Source organism: Rhodococcus sp. ZPP, from assembly GCF_017656075.1.
Taxonomy (GTDB): domain Bacteria; phylum Actinomycetota; class Actinomycetes; order Mycobacteriales; family Mycobacteriaceae; genus Rhodococcus_F; species Rhodococcus_F oxybenzonivorans.
In genome coordinates, this window is record NZ_CP058638.1 from 2,111,510 (window position 1) to 2,127,784 (window position 16,275).

Annotated in this window: 13 protein-coding genes; 2 read left to right on the plus strand and 11 right to left on the minus strand. The window is 66.7% G+C overall.

The window, feature by feature from the left end; genetic code table 11:
• Positions 1-5: 5 nt before the first annotated feature.
• Positions 6-1,085 carry a phosphoribosylformylglycinamidine cyclo-ligase gene (purM, locus tag HYG77_RS10050; RefSeq protein WP_109327226.1) on the minus strand — a complete coding sequence of 360 codons (1,080 nt, stop codon included), beginning with the start codon at positions 1,083-1,085 and terminating at the stop codon, positions 6-8.
• Between the two features lie 118 nt (positions 1,086-1,203).
• A complete protein-coding gene (gene purF, locus HYG77_RS10055; protein ID WP_208962568.1) occupies positions 1,204-2,787 on the minus strand; it encodes an amidophosphoribosyltransferase in 1,584 nt (527 codons plus the stop codon).
• Positions 2,788-2,958: 171 nt separating this feature from the next.
• Here purF and HYG77_RS10060 point away from each other — a divergent pair, with 171 nt between their 5' ends.
• On the plus strand, positions 2,959-4,275 hold the full coding sequence (locus tag HYG77_RS10060) for a class I SAM-dependent methyltransferase (protein ID WP_208962569.1): 1,317 nt from the start codon (positions 2,959-2,961) through the stop codon (positions 4,273-4,275).
• On the opposite strand, the gene HYG77_RS10065 is transcribed toward HYG77_RS10060, so the two are convergent.
• The 9 genes from HYG77_RS10065 to malQ form a co-directional block, all read right to left on the minus strand.
• Positions 4,276-4,659, minus strand: coding sequence for a sterol carrier family protein (locus HYG77_RS10065; RefSeq protein ID WP_109327215.1), 384 nt, complete (start codon positions 4,657-4,659; stop codon positions 4,276-4,278).
• Between the two features lie 9 nt (positions 4,660-4,668).
• Entirely contained in the window at positions 4,669-5,307 is a 639-nt protein-coding gene (locus HYG77_RS10070; protein ID WP_208962570.1) for a CPBP family intramembrane glutamic endopeptidase, read from the minus strand.
• Positions 5,304-7,073, minus strand: a complete 1,770-nt coding sequence (locus tag HYG77_RS10075) for an alpha/beta hydrolase (RefSeq protein ID WP_109327199.1) — start codon at positions 7,071-7,073, stop codon at positions 5,304-5,306. The genes HYG77_RS10070 and HYG77_RS10075 overlap by 4 nt, the downstream gene beginning before the upstream one ends.
• A gap of 3 nt (positions 7,074-7,076) precedes the next feature.
• Positions 7,077-9,386, minus strand: a complete 2,310-nt coding sequence (gene purL, locus HYG77_RS10080) for a phosphoribosylformylglycinamidine synthase subunit PurL (RefSeq protein WP_208962571.1) — start codon at positions 9,384-9,386, stop codon at positions 7,077-7,079.
• Between the two features lie 146 nt (positions 9,387-9,532).
• Complete coding sequence (locus tag HYG77_RS10085; RefSeq protein WP_109327193.1) at positions 9,533-10,819, minus strand: M18 family aminopeptidase; 1,287 nt, start codon at positions 10,817-10,819, stop codon at positions 9,533-9,535.
• Between the two features lie 25 nt (positions 10,820-10,844).
• The gene (locus tag HYG77_RS10090) at positions 10,845-11,198 is read right to left on the minus strand and encodes a VOC family protein (protein WP_109327181.1); all 354 of its coding nucleotides are present in this window, start codon (positions 11,196-11,198) and stop codon (positions 10,845-10,847) included.
• A gap of 57 nt (positions 11,199-11,255) precedes the next feature.
• A complete protein-coding gene (locus tag HYG77_RS10095; RefSeq protein ID WP_204164878.1) occupies positions 11,256-11,420 on the minus strand; it encodes a hypothetical protein in 165 nt (54 codons plus the stop codon).
• Between the two features lie 54 nt (positions 11,421-11,474).
• The gene (locus tag HYG77_RS10100) at positions 11,475-12,653 is read right to left on the minus strand and encodes a glutamate--cysteine ligase (RefSeq protein WP_109327175.1); all 1,179 of its coding nucleotides are present in this window, start codon (positions 12,651-12,653) and stop codon (positions 11,475-11,477) included.
• A gap of 394 nt (positions 12,654-13,047) precedes the next feature.
• Positions 13,048-15,198 (minus strand): 4-alpha-glucanotransferase, encoded by a 2,151-nt coding sequence (malQ, locus tag HYG77_RS10105; protein WP_208962572.1) that lies wholly within the window; start codon positions 15,196-15,198, stop codon positions 13,048-13,050.
• Between the two features lie 179 nt (positions 15,199-15,377).
• On the opposite strand from malQ, the gene HYG77_RS10110 reads away from it, so the two are divergent.
• Complete coding sequence (locus HYG77_RS10110) at positions 15,378-16,025, plus strand: HemK2/MTQ2 family protein methyltransferase (RefSeq protein WP_159919613.1); 648 nt, start codon at positions 15,378-15,380, stop codon at positions 16,023-16,025.
• Positions 16,026-16,275: the final 250 nt, after the last annotated feature.

Here is a 16,275-nt window from a genome sequence, read left to right on the forward strand (position 1 = left end):
CGTCGTCAGAATCGCGGGTGGTCCCCGGCGAGCTGAGCCCGCAGCTCCGAGGCGTCGTGCGACTTCTTGATGCTGCCCAACGTCCAGCAGTCGATGTGCCGTGCCGTCAGGACGGCCAGCGCACGATCGACGTCTTCGGGAGCCACGATGGCAACCATGCCGACGCCCATGTTGAACGTCTGTTCCATCTCACTGCGCTCGACGCGACCGCGCTGCGCGATCATCGCGAAGATGGGAGCGGGGCTCCAGGTTCCGCGATCGAGTTCGGCGACGAGCCCCTTGGGCATGACCCGGGCCAGGTTGTTGGCAAGTCCCCCGCCGGTGACGTGACAGAACGTGCGCACGTCGGTCTCGGCGGCGAGGGCCAGGCAGTCCTTTGCGTAGATCTTCGTGGGCTCGAGCATTTCTTCGCCCAGCGTGCGGCCGAACTCGTCGACGTGGGCCGTCAAGCTCATGTGGTCGATCTCGAGCAGCACCTTGCGAGCGAGCGAGTAACCATTGGAATGCAGACCGGAGGAGCCCATGGCGATCACGACGTCGCCGGGCCGGACCCGGTCGGGACCGAGGACCTGGTCGGCCTCGACTACGCCGATGCCGGTCGCCGACAGGTCGTAGTCACCGTCGGCCATCACGCCGGGGTGCTCTGCCGTCTCGCCGCCCAGCAGCGCGCAGCCGGCCTGGATGCAGCCCTCGGCGATGCCGCTGACCAGCTCGGCGACCCGCTCGGGGACGACCCGTCCGACAGCGATGTAGTCCTGGAGGAACAGCGGCTCGGCGCCGCACACCACGAGATCGTCGACGACCATCGCGACCAGGTCGAGTCCGACCGTGTCGTGCTTGTCGAGCGCCTGGGCGACGGCGAGCTTGGTGCCGACACCGTCCGTGGAGGCCGCGAGCAGCGGCTCCTTGTAATCACCCTTGAGCGCGAACAGACCCGCGAATCCACCCAGACCCCCGAGAACCTCGGGACGGCTGGCCTTCTTGGCCAGGGGCGCGAAGAGTTCCACCGCCCGATCGCCTGCGGCGATGTCGACTCCCGCGGCGGCGTAGGACGCTCCAGGGCGACTTGTCGGATCCTCGGTCATGTGGTTGTTACTCCAGCCTTCTGTTGCTCGTCAAAGTGGTGTCGGTCGGGCAATCGAGTGCTGTGATTGCGCCCTTACGGTACCGGAGCACATTCGACGGCCGACCCGATGTACTGGCCTAGGGTCGGCTGAGCGCGTGCGCGTTGTCGTTGTCCCGGGTGGCGGGACCGCCTGCCGCGCTCTCGAGCATTCCTTCGAGGACGTTCTTGCCTATCGACGTTTCCGTCGGAAGTGCGATGGGATAGGCGCCGGTGAAGCACGCCGTGCACAGCCGCGTGGCGGGCTGCTCGGTGGCCGCGATCATCCCGTCGGTGGAGATATAGCCGAGGGTGTCGGCGCCGATGGATCGGCGGACGCCTTCAAGCATCTCGTCGAAGCTTCCGGGCTCGGCTCCGCCACCGGCGCCGTTGGCGATCAGCTCGGCGGGCGAGGCGAAGTCGATGCCGTAGAAGCAGGGCCATTTGACCGGCGGTGAGGCGATCCGGACGTGGATTTCGAGAGCACCCGCCTCCCGCAGCATACGGATGAGTGCACGCTGCGTGTTGCCGCGGACGATGGAGTCGTCCACCACGACGAGACGTTTACCTCGGATGACTTCCTTGAGCGGGTTGAGTTTGAGCCGGATACCGAGCTGACGAATGGTCTGGGACGGCTGGATGAATGTACGGCCCACGTAGGCGTTCTTCATCAACCCCTGGCCGTACGGAATTCCCGACCCCTGCGCGTACCCGACCGCGGCGGGGGTGCCCGACTCCGGAACCGGAATCACGAGGTCGCCGTCGGCCGGATGCTCGGTGGCGAGTCGACGGCCGATCTCGACGCGGGTGGAGTGCACCGAACGGCCGGCGATCACGCTGTCCGGGCGCGCCAGGTACACGTACTCGAACACGCAGCCCTTGGGCTCGGGGTTCGCGAAGCGGGAGGAGCGGACTCCGTCGGCATCGATGGCGAGGAGTTCACCGGGCTCGATGTCGCGGACGAAGGATGCACCGACGATGTCGAGGGCGGCGGTCTCGCTGGCGACCACCCAGCCGCGGTCCAGGCGGCCGAGACAGAGTGGGCGGATGCCGTGCGGGTCTCGGGCCGCGTAGAGAGTGTGCTCGTCCATGAAGGTGAGACAGAACGCGCCGCGCAGCGTCGGCAGCAGCTTCATGGCCGCCTGCTCGATGGTGCTGTCCGTGGCGGCATGCGCGAGGAGCGCACCGACGACATCCGAATCGGAGGTGGCGCCGCCAGGGCGCTTGTCGTTGACCAGCCCGGCTTCCCGCGCCCGTCCGGCCAACTCCGCCGTGTTCACCAGGTTGCCGTTGTGTCCGAGAGCGATGCCGCTGCCCGCGGCGGTGGTCCGGAAGATCGGCTGGGCGTTCTCCCACGTGGTCGATCCCGTGGTCGAGTACCGGCAGTGCCCTACGGCGACGTGCCCGGGCATGGCGGCCAACGTCTGCTCGTCGAACACCTGACTGACCAGACCGAGGTCTTTGAACACCAGCACCTGGGAGCCGTCCGCGACGGCAATGCCTGCCGCTTCCTGTCCACGGTGCTGCAGAGCATAGAGCCCGTAGTACGTGAGTTTCGCCACATCCTCTCCCGGCGCCCAGACGCCGAAGACGCCGCATTCTTCGCGGGGTTCGTTCTCGTCCTCGTCGGACGGGTTCGAAGAGAGGAGATTAGGACTGTTGACCGACAGATCGGCTCTGGTCACCGGGGTGCTCCCTGGGGATGGGCGTGTGAGGGGCACCCACAGTCTACGTGCCGTCGGCGGTCGGCTCGGCCACGGTGCCCTATGCGTGTGTGCAGATCCGGGACGGACGGGCCGACATCGGTTAGTTTCGATACCGATCGAAAGCTCGGATCGACAGAGTGGGGTCTTCCGTTGACTGTCCGCACCACGGCTCCGACCGCGGCCACACGCCTCCTCGACGCCTTCGAGGGCGTCATCGGAATACCACTTCCGGTGCGCGTCCGATGCTGGGACGGCTCCGAGGCGGGGGCCGATGCGGACCTCACCGTCGTGTTCCGGAACCGCCGGGCGATCCGCCGAGTGCTGTGGTCGCCGAACGAGCTGGGGTTCGTGCGGGCCTACGTGTCCGGCGACCTCGAGATCGACGGCGACATCTTCCGGTTGCTGACCCTCCCCCAACTCGTCGACCGGCTGGGTAAATTGAGCCTCCGCAGGCCGGATCGGCGCATCGTCCTGCGGTCACTGGCCACGTTCCTCCGTCTCGCCGGTCCCGGCCTGCCACCGCGGCCGCCGTCCGTGGAGGTGTCGCGACGCCGCGGCGCCAAGCACACCAAGGCGCGCGACGCATCATCCGTCTCCCACCACTACGACGTGGGCAACGATTTCTACCGGCTCTTCTTGGGCCCGACGATGGTGTATTCGTGCGGATACTGGGACCGGCAACCGAAGAGTTCCGGCGACAGCGGAACGCTCGACGACGCGCAGATCGACAAACTGGATCTGATCTGCCGCAAGCTCGGACTCGGACCGGGCATGCGACTGCTGGACATCGGTTGCGGCTGGGGGTCGATGGCGCTCCATGCCGCCGAGAAGTACGACGTGTCCGTCGTCGGGATCACGCTGAGCCGTGAGCAGTGCCAATGGGCGCGGGCGCGGGTGGAGGAGGCGGGACTGACCGACCGGATCGAGATTCGGGTGCAGGACTATCGCGACGTCGCCGACGGGCCCTACGACGCCATCTCCAGCATCGGTATGTCGGAACACGTGGGCGCGTCGGCCCTGCCCGGATACGCCGCGAAGCTGTTCGGCCTCCTGAAGCCGGAAGGACGCCTCCTCAACCATGCCATCGCGTCGGTCGTCGCACGCGAGGGCGGCAACGGCAACGGCCTGATCGACAACTACATCTTCCCCGACGGGGAGGTGCTGCCGTTGAGCAGAACGGTGGACGCATTCGAACGCGCCGGACTCGAAGTCCGCGACACCGAGGCGCTGCGCGAGCACTACGCGCTCACTCTGCGCGCCTGGGTCGACCGGTTACGCGACTCCTGGGACGACGCGGTTCGTCTCGTCGGCGGTGAACGCGCCCGTACCTGGCTGCTCTATCTCGCCGCCAGCGCGCTGGGCTTCGAGGAGAAGGACCGGCTGACGATTCATCAGGTGCTCGCCGTTCGTCCGTCCGACGACGGGTCGAGCGGGCTGCCGCGCACCCGTTCGTTGTGGCTGGGCTGACTACACCCGCAGCAGCGGCAACCAGTGGGCGATCTCCCCGGCGCGGGCCCCCGACACGGTGACCCCGCCGCCCTGAGTCGCCTCATCGAAGTCGATCAGGCCCGTCACGAGGAGCAACCACGTCCGCGGGTCGGTTTCCACCACGTTGGGTGGTGTGCCCCTCGTGTGGCGCGGGCCCTCGATGCACTGCACCGCCACGAACGGGGGAACCCTCACCTCGACACTCGATCCGGGGGCCACCTGCTCGAGAGTTCGGGCGCTGAGCCGGACCGCCGCAGCGAGGACGGTCCGGGACGGCTTCTCGACGGTGTCCCCGCGTAACCACGGGCCGATTTCCAGGACGGCCGCCCTCATCTCGGCTGGGTTCACGGCTCGACGCGGCATGCCTTCAATCTACTGGTCCGGGTTCCGCGGCCCGGCGGCGACCGCGCCGGCGACGTTGACCGAAAGGTGCAGCAGTGCGGGCGCTACGACGCTGCCGCTCCGGCGCCTCAGCTCTTCGAACAACACCCCCGATGCGGCGGTGACGATCACCGTGCCGAGGACATTTTCGTGCGCGAGTCGGGCGGCCCGAACGTGCCAGAGTCCGAACGTCATCGCATGCAACGCACGCGCGGTCCGCGGTGACCACACCCGTTGCAGGACGGCGCTCAGGACGCTGCGGAACAGCAGTTCCTCGGCGACCACCGTGCCCACGGGAATCCGAAAACCGACCCAGCCGTAGAAGTCCGCGGAATGCGCCGCGAGCCGTACCCCACTTCGCCACGGCTGCGCCACTACGGCCGTAACACCGACGACCACCGGGATCAGCGCGGCCGCCGCGCCGTATCGCAGGCCCGCAGGCACTGCGGAAGGGGACAGCCCTAGTTCGTTCCGGCTGTACCCGGCGGCGCTCGCCACTCCCACCGCTGTCAGCGCCGTTGCGGCGCCGGCGACCGCGCGCCCGTACGGCCCCCACCCGCACCGCGGAAGTATCCCGTTGTTCCACACCACGACCGCCGTTGCCACCAACACGGACGACGATCTGCTCACTTCTCGGGACCCTCGCTACCGGCAAGCATGTCGAGGGCCGTCCGGACCCGCATGGTGTCGAGCGGTGTCCATCCCTCGGGCTGAGCAACGGTGACCCACCCGTCGAGCACCAGCGTCCCGTAATTGTGACCGTGCCCGTCCGGAACTCCGGCCGCGTTGGTGAGATCGGCCGACACCTGCCAGAACGTCACGAAGGGAAACCATTTCATCGACGGTGAGCGGTCGTCGCCCGGCGGTTCCTTCAACCAGTCCGGTCTGGTGAACGCGAGGTCCGGCGACCACCACACCACCGGATCGGATGCGTGTTGCACGTAGAGGATCCGGGGAGAGAGCCACTCCCCGGTGTTGTCGACCATGTCGGCGGCGTCGTCGGCGAATCGCACCACCAGACCCGCGGAGTACTCCGGATCCACCTCAGAGGTGCCGGGGTCACGACGCTCGATCAACTGCCCCCACAAGCGGTTTGCATTGGGCGGGCCGACCCAGAGCACACCGTCGACGGTCTGCCGGATGTCGGTCAGCGTGTCGAAGGCACCCTCCCCCGCCTGAGTCCCGAGACTCTCGCCGTAGACCAGCAATTTGGGACGGGTTGCCTCGGGCTCCTGGAGCCAACGTTCGTGCACCCGGCCGATGAGTTGCCTTCCCGCCTCGGCGGCCTTGTCTCGGTCGGCGAGGAAGGACACCCAACTCGGCAGGAAGGAATACTGACTGGCCACCAACGCGGTGTTTCCGTTGTGGACGAGCTCGATAGCCTGCGCTGCAGTGGGATTCACCCATCCCGTTCCCGTGGTCGGAATGATCACCAGCACCTCGCGCTGGAATGCCCCGGTCCGCTCGAGTTCGTCGATGACGATGTCCATGCGGGCCTCCGCGTCCTCGGCCGTCTCGAGGCCGGCATAGACACGGATCGGGTTTACGGCCGGTGTGCCGTTCGCTGCAGTGAGTCCGGCTGCGTCCAGCCCCCGGGAGACGAAGTTGCGGCCCTCGTACCCGAGCGTGTCCCACGGCGCGAACGACGCCGGGCTGCCCGACTTTTCGGGGTCGACCGGCTGGACGACACCGTCCCGGGTGGACGAATTCTGCAGGCTGAACCCGAGATTGGCGACGGCATAGATGCCGCGTACCAGAACCCCGTCGACGAGGAGCAGGAACAACACCGTGACGATGAGGATGCCCGCTGTCGTGGCGGTGGGAATGGCGAGGTGCCAGCGCCGGATCAAACGGCCCGCTATCCATCGCACCAACTCGCGCAGCAGCCGCCACCCCGAGACGATGGCCCCACCGACCAGCAAGCTGAGCCCACCGGTACGGATGTATCCCGTGGTCGAGGTGCCCTCGGCGCCCATGAGGCCGGCGATCTCCCGCTGCCACGCCGCCGAGTACCCGAGCATCACCAGGCTCACCACCACGGAGGTGACCGTGACGAATACCGTGATCGTGGTGGACCGTGACTCCGGCAGCGGCCACCACGCCTTGCGTCGCAAAAAGTACCGGCGCACGGCCCAACCGAGCGCCGTACCGAACGCGTAGCCGATCGCGGCGTTGATCCCCCCGATCAGACCCTGGAACAGCCAGTCGCGAGGCAGCAACGACGGCGTGAGCGACCAGCAGAAGAACAGCGTCGCACAGGCGATGCCGGTGACGTCGAGACGCAGTAGACGCCACAATCTTTCGAGCCGGGAGTCGCGAAGACGGATCGATCCACCGAGCCGCGGGCGTTCCCGCGGCTCGGTGTCAATCCTGTCCAGCGCCCCCGATTCGACCACGCATCACCCGAACAACGCCGGCAGGGTCGCTTCTGACGTCGCCCGCAGTTCGGCAAGGGTGATCGAGAATTGTCCCTGGATCTCCACGGAGTCGGAGCCTTCGTCCACCACACCGATGCGCACCCACGGGAGGTTACGTGCCGTGCACATTCCGGTAAAGCGAGTTTCTTCCGTACGCGGGACGGCGACGAGCACGCGGCCCGACGACTCGGAGAACAAGGTGACGAACGGATCGGCGTCGTCGGGAAGCAGGATGCGGCAACCGGTTTCACCGGCGAGCGCGGCCTCGACGACAGCCTGCGCGAGGCCACCTTCCGACAGATCGTGTGCGGCAGACACCAGCCCGTCACGCGACGACGCCAGAAGGATGTCGGCGAGAAGCTGCTCGCGGTCGAGATCGACCCGCGGGGGAACGCCGCCGAGATGTCCGTGCTCGACCTGCGACCAGATCGAACCGTCGAATTCGTCGCGCGTCTCGCCGAGCAGGATCAGCGTTTCACCGGGTTCGAGACCGAGGCCCGTGGGGATGCGCCGGTGCACGTCGTCGATGACGCCGAGCACTGCGACCACCGGGGTGGGCAGGATCGGCGTGGAACCGGTCTGGTTGTAGAAGCTCACGTTGCCACCGGTGACGGGAATGCCCAGCTTGGCGCAGCCATCGGCCAGACCGCGCACGGCCTGCTGGAACTGCCACATCACGCCCGGGTCTTCCGGGGATCCGAAATTGAGGCAGTTGCTGACGGCCTTCGGGGTGGCTCCGGTGACGGCAACGTTGCGGAACGCCTCGGCGAGTGCCAGCTGCGCTCCGGTGTACGGGTCGAGTGCGGTGTAGCGACCGGACGCATCGGTGGCCAGGGCGATGCCGCGGCCCGTCTCCTCGTCGATCCGGATGACACCCGAATCGGCATTTTCGGCCAGTACCGTGTTGCCGCGGACGTAACGGTCGTACTGCTCGGTGATCCACTTCCGGCTGCACAGCGCCGGCGACGCGATCATCTTCAGCAGCGTCGCCTTCAGCTCCTCGGCGGACTCGGGCCGCTTCAGCCCCGCCGTGGTGTTCGCGACCAGCGCATCCTGGCTCGCGGGCCGCTGCACCGGACGCTCGTAGACAGGGCCCTCGTGGGCGACGGTGCGCGGCGGCACGTCGACGACGGTTTCGCCGTGCCAGGAAATGGTGAGACGGTCACCGTCGGTGACCTCGCCGATCACCGTCGCGAGAACGTCCCACTTCTTGCACACGGCCATGAACGCATCCACGTTCTCGGGAGTCACGACGGCACACATACGTTCCTGCGACTCGCTGGACAGCACCTCCGCCGCCGTCATGCCCGTCGCGCGCATCGGGACTTGCTCGAGGTCGATGTGCATGCCACCGTCGCCCGCCGCGGCCAACTCGGACGTGGCGCAGGACAGTCCGGCACCACCGAGGTCCTGGATACCGACCACGAGCTTGGCGGCATACAGCTCGAGACAGCACTCGATGAGCACCTTCTCGGTGAACGGATCGCCCACCTGCACCGCCGGGAGCTTCTTTCTGCTCTTCGATGCTCCGCCGGCGGCTTCGTCCCCGCTCTCGTCGCCGTCGAACGTCTCCGACGCAAGCACGGACACGCCGCCGATGCCGTCGAGTCCGGTGCGGGCACCGAACAGAATGATCTTGTTACCGGCACCCGAGGCGAAGGCGAGATGCAGATCCTCGACGCGCATGGCACCAGCACACAGGGCGTTGACCAGAGGATTTCCGGCGTACGACTCGTCGAACACGGTTTCGCCGCCCACGTTGGGCAGCCCGAGCGAGTTGCCGTAGCCACCGACACCGCGCACCACACCGTCGACCACGCGCCGCGTGTCGGGGGCATCCGCCGCACCGAAACGCAGCTGGTCCATGACGGCAATGGGCCGCGCGCCCATGGCCATGATGTCGCGGACGATGCCGCCGACACCGGTGGCCGCACCCTGGTAGGGCTCGACGTAGGACGGATGGTTGTGGCTTTCGACCTTGAAGGTGACGGCCCAGCCGTCACCGATATCGACCACGCCGGCGTTCTCCCCGATACCGGCGAGCATCGAGGAACGCATCTCGTCGGTGGTGGTCTCACCGAAGTACTTCAGGTGCACCTTGGAAGACTTGTACGAGCAGTGCTCACTCCACATCACCGAGTACATCGCCAGCTCGGCCTCGGTGGGGCGCCGGCCCAGGATCTCCTTGATACGGGCGTACTCGTCGTCCTTGAGGCCGAGCTCCTTGTAAGGCTGCGCGACTTCGGGGTTCGCGGCGGCGGCGGTGACGGTATCGACCGGGTGTGCTGACACTGGAGGTGTGGTCCCTTCCCTACGGGAGTCAAGAGCGGCAAGCCGGAGTCAGGGCCGGCCGGTGAGCCGGGTGGCGACGAGCCGTACGTCAGTCTATCCGGCACCTTCTTCCGCCATCGACCTGGCGCTCACCGGCCTGCCCGGCATCAGGTTGTCGGTGTGAGGAACGCCGCAAGGGCGTCGGAGTATGCCCGCACGTCGCGGGCACCCATCAGCTCCCGGGACGAGTGCATTCCCAACTGAGCGGCACCGACGTCGACGGTGCTCAGACCGGTTCGTGAGGCGGTGATCGGGCCGATGGTCGACCCGCACGGCAGATCGGCGCGGTGCACATACCTCTGCAACGGCACGCCGGCCTGATCGCACGCCAGCGCGAACGCTCCTGCGCCCGCCGCGTCGGTGGCGTAGCGCAGATTCTGATTGACCTTGAGGACCGGCCCGGCGTTGACGGCGATCTGGTGTGCGGGTTCGTGGCGGTCCGGATAGTTGGGGTGGGTGGCGTGCGCCATATCGCCCGACGCACACACCGAGCCGGCCATGGCCTGCAGGAATTCTTCGCGCCCGCCACCCCGGCCGAGCACGATGCGCTCGAGAACGGTGTTGAGGAGGTCCGAGAACGCGCCGCGATCCGACATACTCCCGACCTCCTCGTGATCGAAGAGCGCGAGCACGGGCACGTGATCACCTGCCGGGTACTCGGCGGCGGCGAGCAGCGCCTGGGTTCCGGCGTAGCAGGTGCCCTGGTTGTCGAGCCGCGGCGCGCTGACGAGATCCTCATCCGTCCCGACCACCGCACTGGGCGCGAGGTCGTGGGTCATCAGTTCCCAGCCGAGCACCGAATCGGCAGGCACCTCGGCCCGGTCCGCGACGAAGTCGATGAAGGATCGACGCTCCGAACCGACACCCCAGACCGCGTTGAGGTGTCGTTGCGGGTCGAGATGCACTCCCTTGCGATCCTCCGACAGGTGAATCGCGAGCTGCGGGACCCGCAGGATCGGTTGGTCGATGCGGACGAGTTTCTGTTCCACCACGTTGCCGACCCGCACGCTCAGGCGTCCCGAGATACCCAGGTCGCGGTCGAGCCACGAATTGAGCCACGCACCCCCGTACGGCTCGAGACCCACCATCTGCCACCCGGCCGACCACAGATCGGGATGCTGCTTGACGCGCAGGTTCGGGCTGTCGGTGTGCCCGCCGACGATGCGGAACGGCGCCGTCCGCCCGACCCTCTCGGTGCTCCAGGCGATGAGCGATCCGCCGCGAACCAGGAAGTAGCGGCCAGGTTCGCCGGGCCATGAGTCCGTCTCGTGCAGCTCGGTGAATCCGTTGCCGGACAGCAACATCGACACCGTCGCGCACACATGGAAAGGCGACGGTGACGCATCGACGAAGGTGCACAGGCCCTGGGCGTCGGCCCACGTAGTGGAATGCATGGAGCCAATCATGCAGGACGCGGTGTTAGCTGTGGGGACCCGAGACGCAGAACTGATTGCCGTCTGGATCGGCGAGGGTGACCCAGCGGAACCCGCCCATCTCACGTTGCGCCACCTCCGTCGCGCCCCCGGCGGTCAGTCTGCCCACCTCGCCGTCGAGATTCTCGGACGTCAGGTCGAGGTGAATGCGATTCTTCCCCGGCGTGGGGTCGTCCACCTTCTGGAAGGCGAGCTTGTACGGCGAGTTCGGAAGCGTGACGACATAGAACCATCCGTCGTTCTCCTGCTCGACGGTGCCCGCAGTCTGCTCCGCCCACCAGGTGGCCAGGGGTCCGGGATCTGTGCTGTCGAAGGTGATCATGCCGAGTTCGAGTGCCATGGGCGCACCCTATCCCCGCTCACCGACACGTTTTCAGCTCCTGCGCAAGCCGCTGTGTCACTCCGTTGCCGGTGTGATGTGCAGGATCCCGAGGATCGACAACAGATCCTTGCAATCGTGGGCATCGCGCGATCGCGACGCGACCGCCCGCTGCGCCTTCCGGATCGTGTCGGCATCGACTTCGTGCTCCACCTCGAAGACGGAAGCTTTACGTTCGGCCACGTCGATTTCCTTCCCCGATGTCACCGTGTGGTGTATTGCGTGCGGTGTCGGTCTTCAATGAACGGTGTCATGCTCGCGGATCGCAGCGGGCCACGAACCCGCGAGCGTGCAGCGAGCTGCGACCGACACCACGTCAGCCGCGTCCTGTCGCCGGGAGAACGCCTCCCGCTGCCGCGTAGCGCCGTTGCCCTGAGACAGGATCTTCTTCATCATCTTCTCCACCCTGCTGCGTTCACCGAACTCGTCGAGTTCCGTCTGCACGTGACGGATCAGCGAGGACAGCTGGCGCGCAGGTGAGGTCAACCGCGAAGAGGTGATGTCGAGCAATTGCCCGCTGACGCCTTCGCGCGCGGCACGCAGATATGCGGCCCGCAGCACTTCGGGAGCCACCGGAAGCGCTAGCCGTCCGGCATGTACCGAACGCTCCGCTGCTGCGACCAGGGCACGAATCAGCGTGGCCACGACCACCGTTTCGTCGACAGTGCCGGGCACGTCACTGACCCGGACCTCGACGGTGGGAAGGTGCGCGGAGGGGCGGACGTCCCAGTACACCATCGCCTCGTCGAGAATGCCCCCGGATTCGATCATCACGCCGACCACCGAGTCGTAGTGATCGGCCGATGTGAAGTACGGGGGTGCCCACGAGCACGCCCATCTGCCTCCGAGCACCGCCCGCCAGCTCGCGAATCCGGTGTCGCGGCCTCGATGGATCGGAGAGTTCGCGGTCAGCGCGAGGAGAGTCGGCAGCCAGAGCCGCAGATAATTGCACACCTGCACCGCGGTCTCGCGGTCACTGATCGCCACGTGCACGTGGCAACCGCACACCTCGTGCTCGGACACGAGAGACCCGTACCGCTCGGCCATCCGCTGGTAACGGGGTACATCGGTGACCGTCGAGAACTCGCCGCACACCGGCGGCACCCCCGTGGACAACAGGGCCGCCCCATGCTGGGTCGCTGCCGCCGCCGCAACCGAGCGAGCCCCCGCGATCTGGTCGTACAACTGGCGCATTCCCCGGCAGACCGGGGTGTTGGTCTCCACCTGGCTCGTCTTGAGCTCCAGATCGAGCGTGCCGCCCAGGCTTCGGGCACTGTCGACGACCTCCCGATTGCACGCGAGCATTCGGTTCGTCGACGCGTCGACGAGGAAGAATTCTTCCTCCACTCCGACCGACGGACCGCGGCTGGAGCCGGGTACGTCCGATCGTGCGCTGTCGAGTGGTCGCAAGCTCATCGTCGCACCCCCACGACGAACCGCGGAACGTCTATCAGCACGGCGCACCCCACTTCCTCCGCGGTGAGGCGTGGGGCAGCACTCGCACCCAACGCCTCTCTTTCGGCGTCGGCGCACTTCCTGACCGACCGGTGACAGAATCCGAATACCCCGGCGCCGGTTTTCGAATCACTGCCGCAATTGCAGGTTCGCCAACTTTTTCACGAGCTTTGCGCCCAGGGATGCATACCGCGCCCCGAGCGGGGCGCTCTGACCGGTCCACACCGGACACTCGTCACCAGAGACCGTCGCCAGCGACCGTCGCTCTCACCATCCCGCCAGCCGCCGAGGCGGCACCCGTTCAGGCATCACCGCAGCCCCCGTCAAGGAATGCATGTGTTGACGCAGGCCAGAGTCAGGAGTGCCCTTGCGCTGTGACCGCCTCGCATTCGACGTAGCTGTAGTCGGCCCGCGCCAGGTCCTCGAGAGCAACCGCCTTACCTGAGGCGTCGGCCAGGGGAATCTTCCAGTTCGGGTACTGGGCATCGCCCGTGCCCGGCTGATTCTGGATGCGGTGCTCGCCGACGAGGTCGACGAGTGCAACTCCCAGCAACATGGAGGGACTCCGGCCGATCAACGCGTACAACGCCTTCACTGTGTCCTCGATCGACGCGCCGTCCTCCGACAGCCCGCGGTCCCGGGCCATCTGCAGAACGGATTCGCGCTGACGCGTGTCGTGCTCCTTCTCCGATTCGAGGTCCCGTTCGAGAAGGCCCAGCCGCGAACGCAATTCGATGTGCTCGCCCGCGAGATACCCGGCAGTCGGTGGAAGATCATGCGTCGTCACGGAAGTCAGACACAGGGAACGGTATTTCTCGGGCGGAATGGGGCCGTCCTCGTCGCGCTCGAACCACAGAATCGACGTCCCGAGCACTCCGCGTTCGGCGAGATACTCCTGCACCATCGGCTCGAAAACACCCAGGTCTTCGCCGATGACGACGGCCCCCGCGCGTTCCGCCTCGAGAACCAGAATCCCGATGAGGGCTTCGTGGTCGTAGGTGACATAGGTCCCTTCCGCCGGTGACGCTGCACCCTCCGGTATCCACCACAGTCGGAACAGGCCGAGGATATGGTCGACACGCAGTCCACCTGCATGCTTGAGCACGGTGCGCAGCATGTCGCGATAGGGGGCATAGCCCAATTCGGCGAGCCGATCGGGCCGCCAGGGCGGCTGATCCCAGGACTGGCCCTGCTGGTTGAAGTCGTCAGGTGGAGCGCCGACCGTAATACCTTCCGCGAGAGCGGAAGCGAGCGACCAGGCGTCTGCTCCGCCATGCTGGACACCGACCGCCAGGTCGTGCACGACACCGATGTCCATGCCTGCCGCGCGGGCAGCGTGCTGAGCCTCGGCGAGTTGTTCGTCGCAGATCCACTGCAACCAAGAATGGAATTCGATCCGGTCGGAGAGCTTGTCGCGTTGCGCTCGCACCCATTCGGTGTCGGGCGAGGCAGCCTTCGTCTGCCATCGCGGGTCCCGCGGAGACAATTTCTCGGCGAGGGCGCACCAGGTTGCGAAGTCGCGGAGCCCGTCTCCTTCGGTGCGGCGGAATTCGTCGAACGCCTGCTGCCGACTCGCGCTGCGCTCGACTCGGAACACCCGCTCGAGTGTCCGAAGCTTGGCGCGGTAGGACCTGTCCCTGTCGATCCGATCGGCCTTGCCGTTGGCCCGCTCGAAACGGGCCGCCGCCTCACGCATACGGGCGTAGTGCGGACGGGGCAGGTACGCGGCCTCCCGGATGTTCTCGACGCGGATGTACAGCGGATTGACGAACCTACGAGTGGTCGGCAGGTAGGGAGACGCCTCGACCGGGGGCTGCGGTTGCGCCGCATGCAGCGGATTTACCAGAACGTAGTCGGCGCCGTGCACGGAACCGAAGATTGTGGCCAAGTCCCCCAGGTCCCCGAAGTCGCCGAGACCCCACGAGCGCCGGGAACGCACCGAGTACAGCTGGGCAAGGACTCCCCACCGTTGCCGGTCGCTGAGAGAATCCGATGTCGACAGCCGGGCCGGCGTGACGACGAGCGTGCACGACTCGGACGTAGCGTCGGACGGCTCCGTCCCGTCGCTCCATGTCGACGCGCGGATCTCGTGCCACCCCGAGGATACGTCGGCGGGGACGGCGAAAGTCGCGCGACCGATCAGGGCGCCATCGACCTCTCGCGGGTCGACCCACACGTCGAGCTGCCGCGCCGCGACCTCGTCGCCGGATTCGGTGACGATCGTGACGGTGACGGGGTCGCCGTGCGGCACGTGGACGACGAAGCGTGCCTCGGTGCCCTGCACTCCGACGACGACCGGTGGCAGTACACGCCGCCAAGGCGCCAGTTCACACTCTTCCAGCGCATCCTCGACCTCGACGTCGGTGTCGGCCGGGACATCCATCGCCGCGAGGACGGTGCGCAATGTCTCGTCCCCGACCTCGTGACGTTGCTCGTCCCATCCCTCGTACGACGTCGCCACGCCGTGCCGGGCCGCTAGATTCCGCAACTGCTGGCTGTAGCTCACCTTGTCGATCGTGCCAGGTCGACGGTGCGCTCGCGCGCCGTAAACACGGAACTGATTGATTCGGGCGCGTCCCGGGTAATTGGACCCCAATCGACACTGCCGTTCGACTCGACATTGCCGAGAGTGCCCGGTGACAGAGTTCGGACTCACCTCGTACTCTCACCGACCAAGGAGCCCAGATGCTGCTACGTCTTCCTGGAGTCTATCGCCCACAGGACGATACGGAGATGCTGGCTGACGTGATCGCAGCCGAGGAGCTAGGGCCTTCCTCACGCGTTCTCGACCTCTGTGCAGGCACCGGCGCCCTGAGCGTCCGGGCAGCTGAGGCCGGTGCCGGATCGGTCACCGCGGTGGACGTGTCGCTCCGCGCAGTGCTCAGCATCCGGCTCAACGCGCTGACGAGGAGACTCCCGATTCGGGTTCTCCGCGGCGACCTCACCGAGTCGATCCGGTCCGAGCGATTCGACCTCATCGTGTCCAACCCGCCGTACGTTCCCGCACACGACGACGCCCTTCCCGCGCGAGGTGTTGCCCGGGCGTGGGACGCGGGCAAGAACGGTCGCGCCCTGCTCGACAGGATCTGCGCTCAATCACCGGACGTGCTGGCGCCCGGTGGGGTACTCCTCCTCGCCCAATCCGCGCTCAGTGGGATCGAGAAGACCCAGACGATGCTCGAAGAGCAGAATTTGAGGGTCGAGTTAGCAGCCACGGCAGAAATTCCCTTCGGGCCGGTTCTCGAGGGACGGCGGAAGATGCTCGAGGAGCGCGGCCTCATCGAGCCCGGGCAGTCCCGCGAGCAGATCGTCGTGTTTCGAGCCGCGAAATAGTAGGCGACAACGGTATGCCCTTTGCTGAGTGACAACACATTTCCACTCGTTACTCGGCAGTTTCATTGCCGAAACATGCGCGGCACGCTATCCTGAGCAAAGGTTGAGCACGCAGCCGACGCAGGGATTCGCCGCCGCGCGGAAACTCGAGACTCAACCCCATTCGGCTTTCGCGATTTTCGCGCCTTCCTTCCCGAGGCAAGGTAGGACCACACTATGGGTGTCGCGGTGGACGATGTTGCCCTCACAC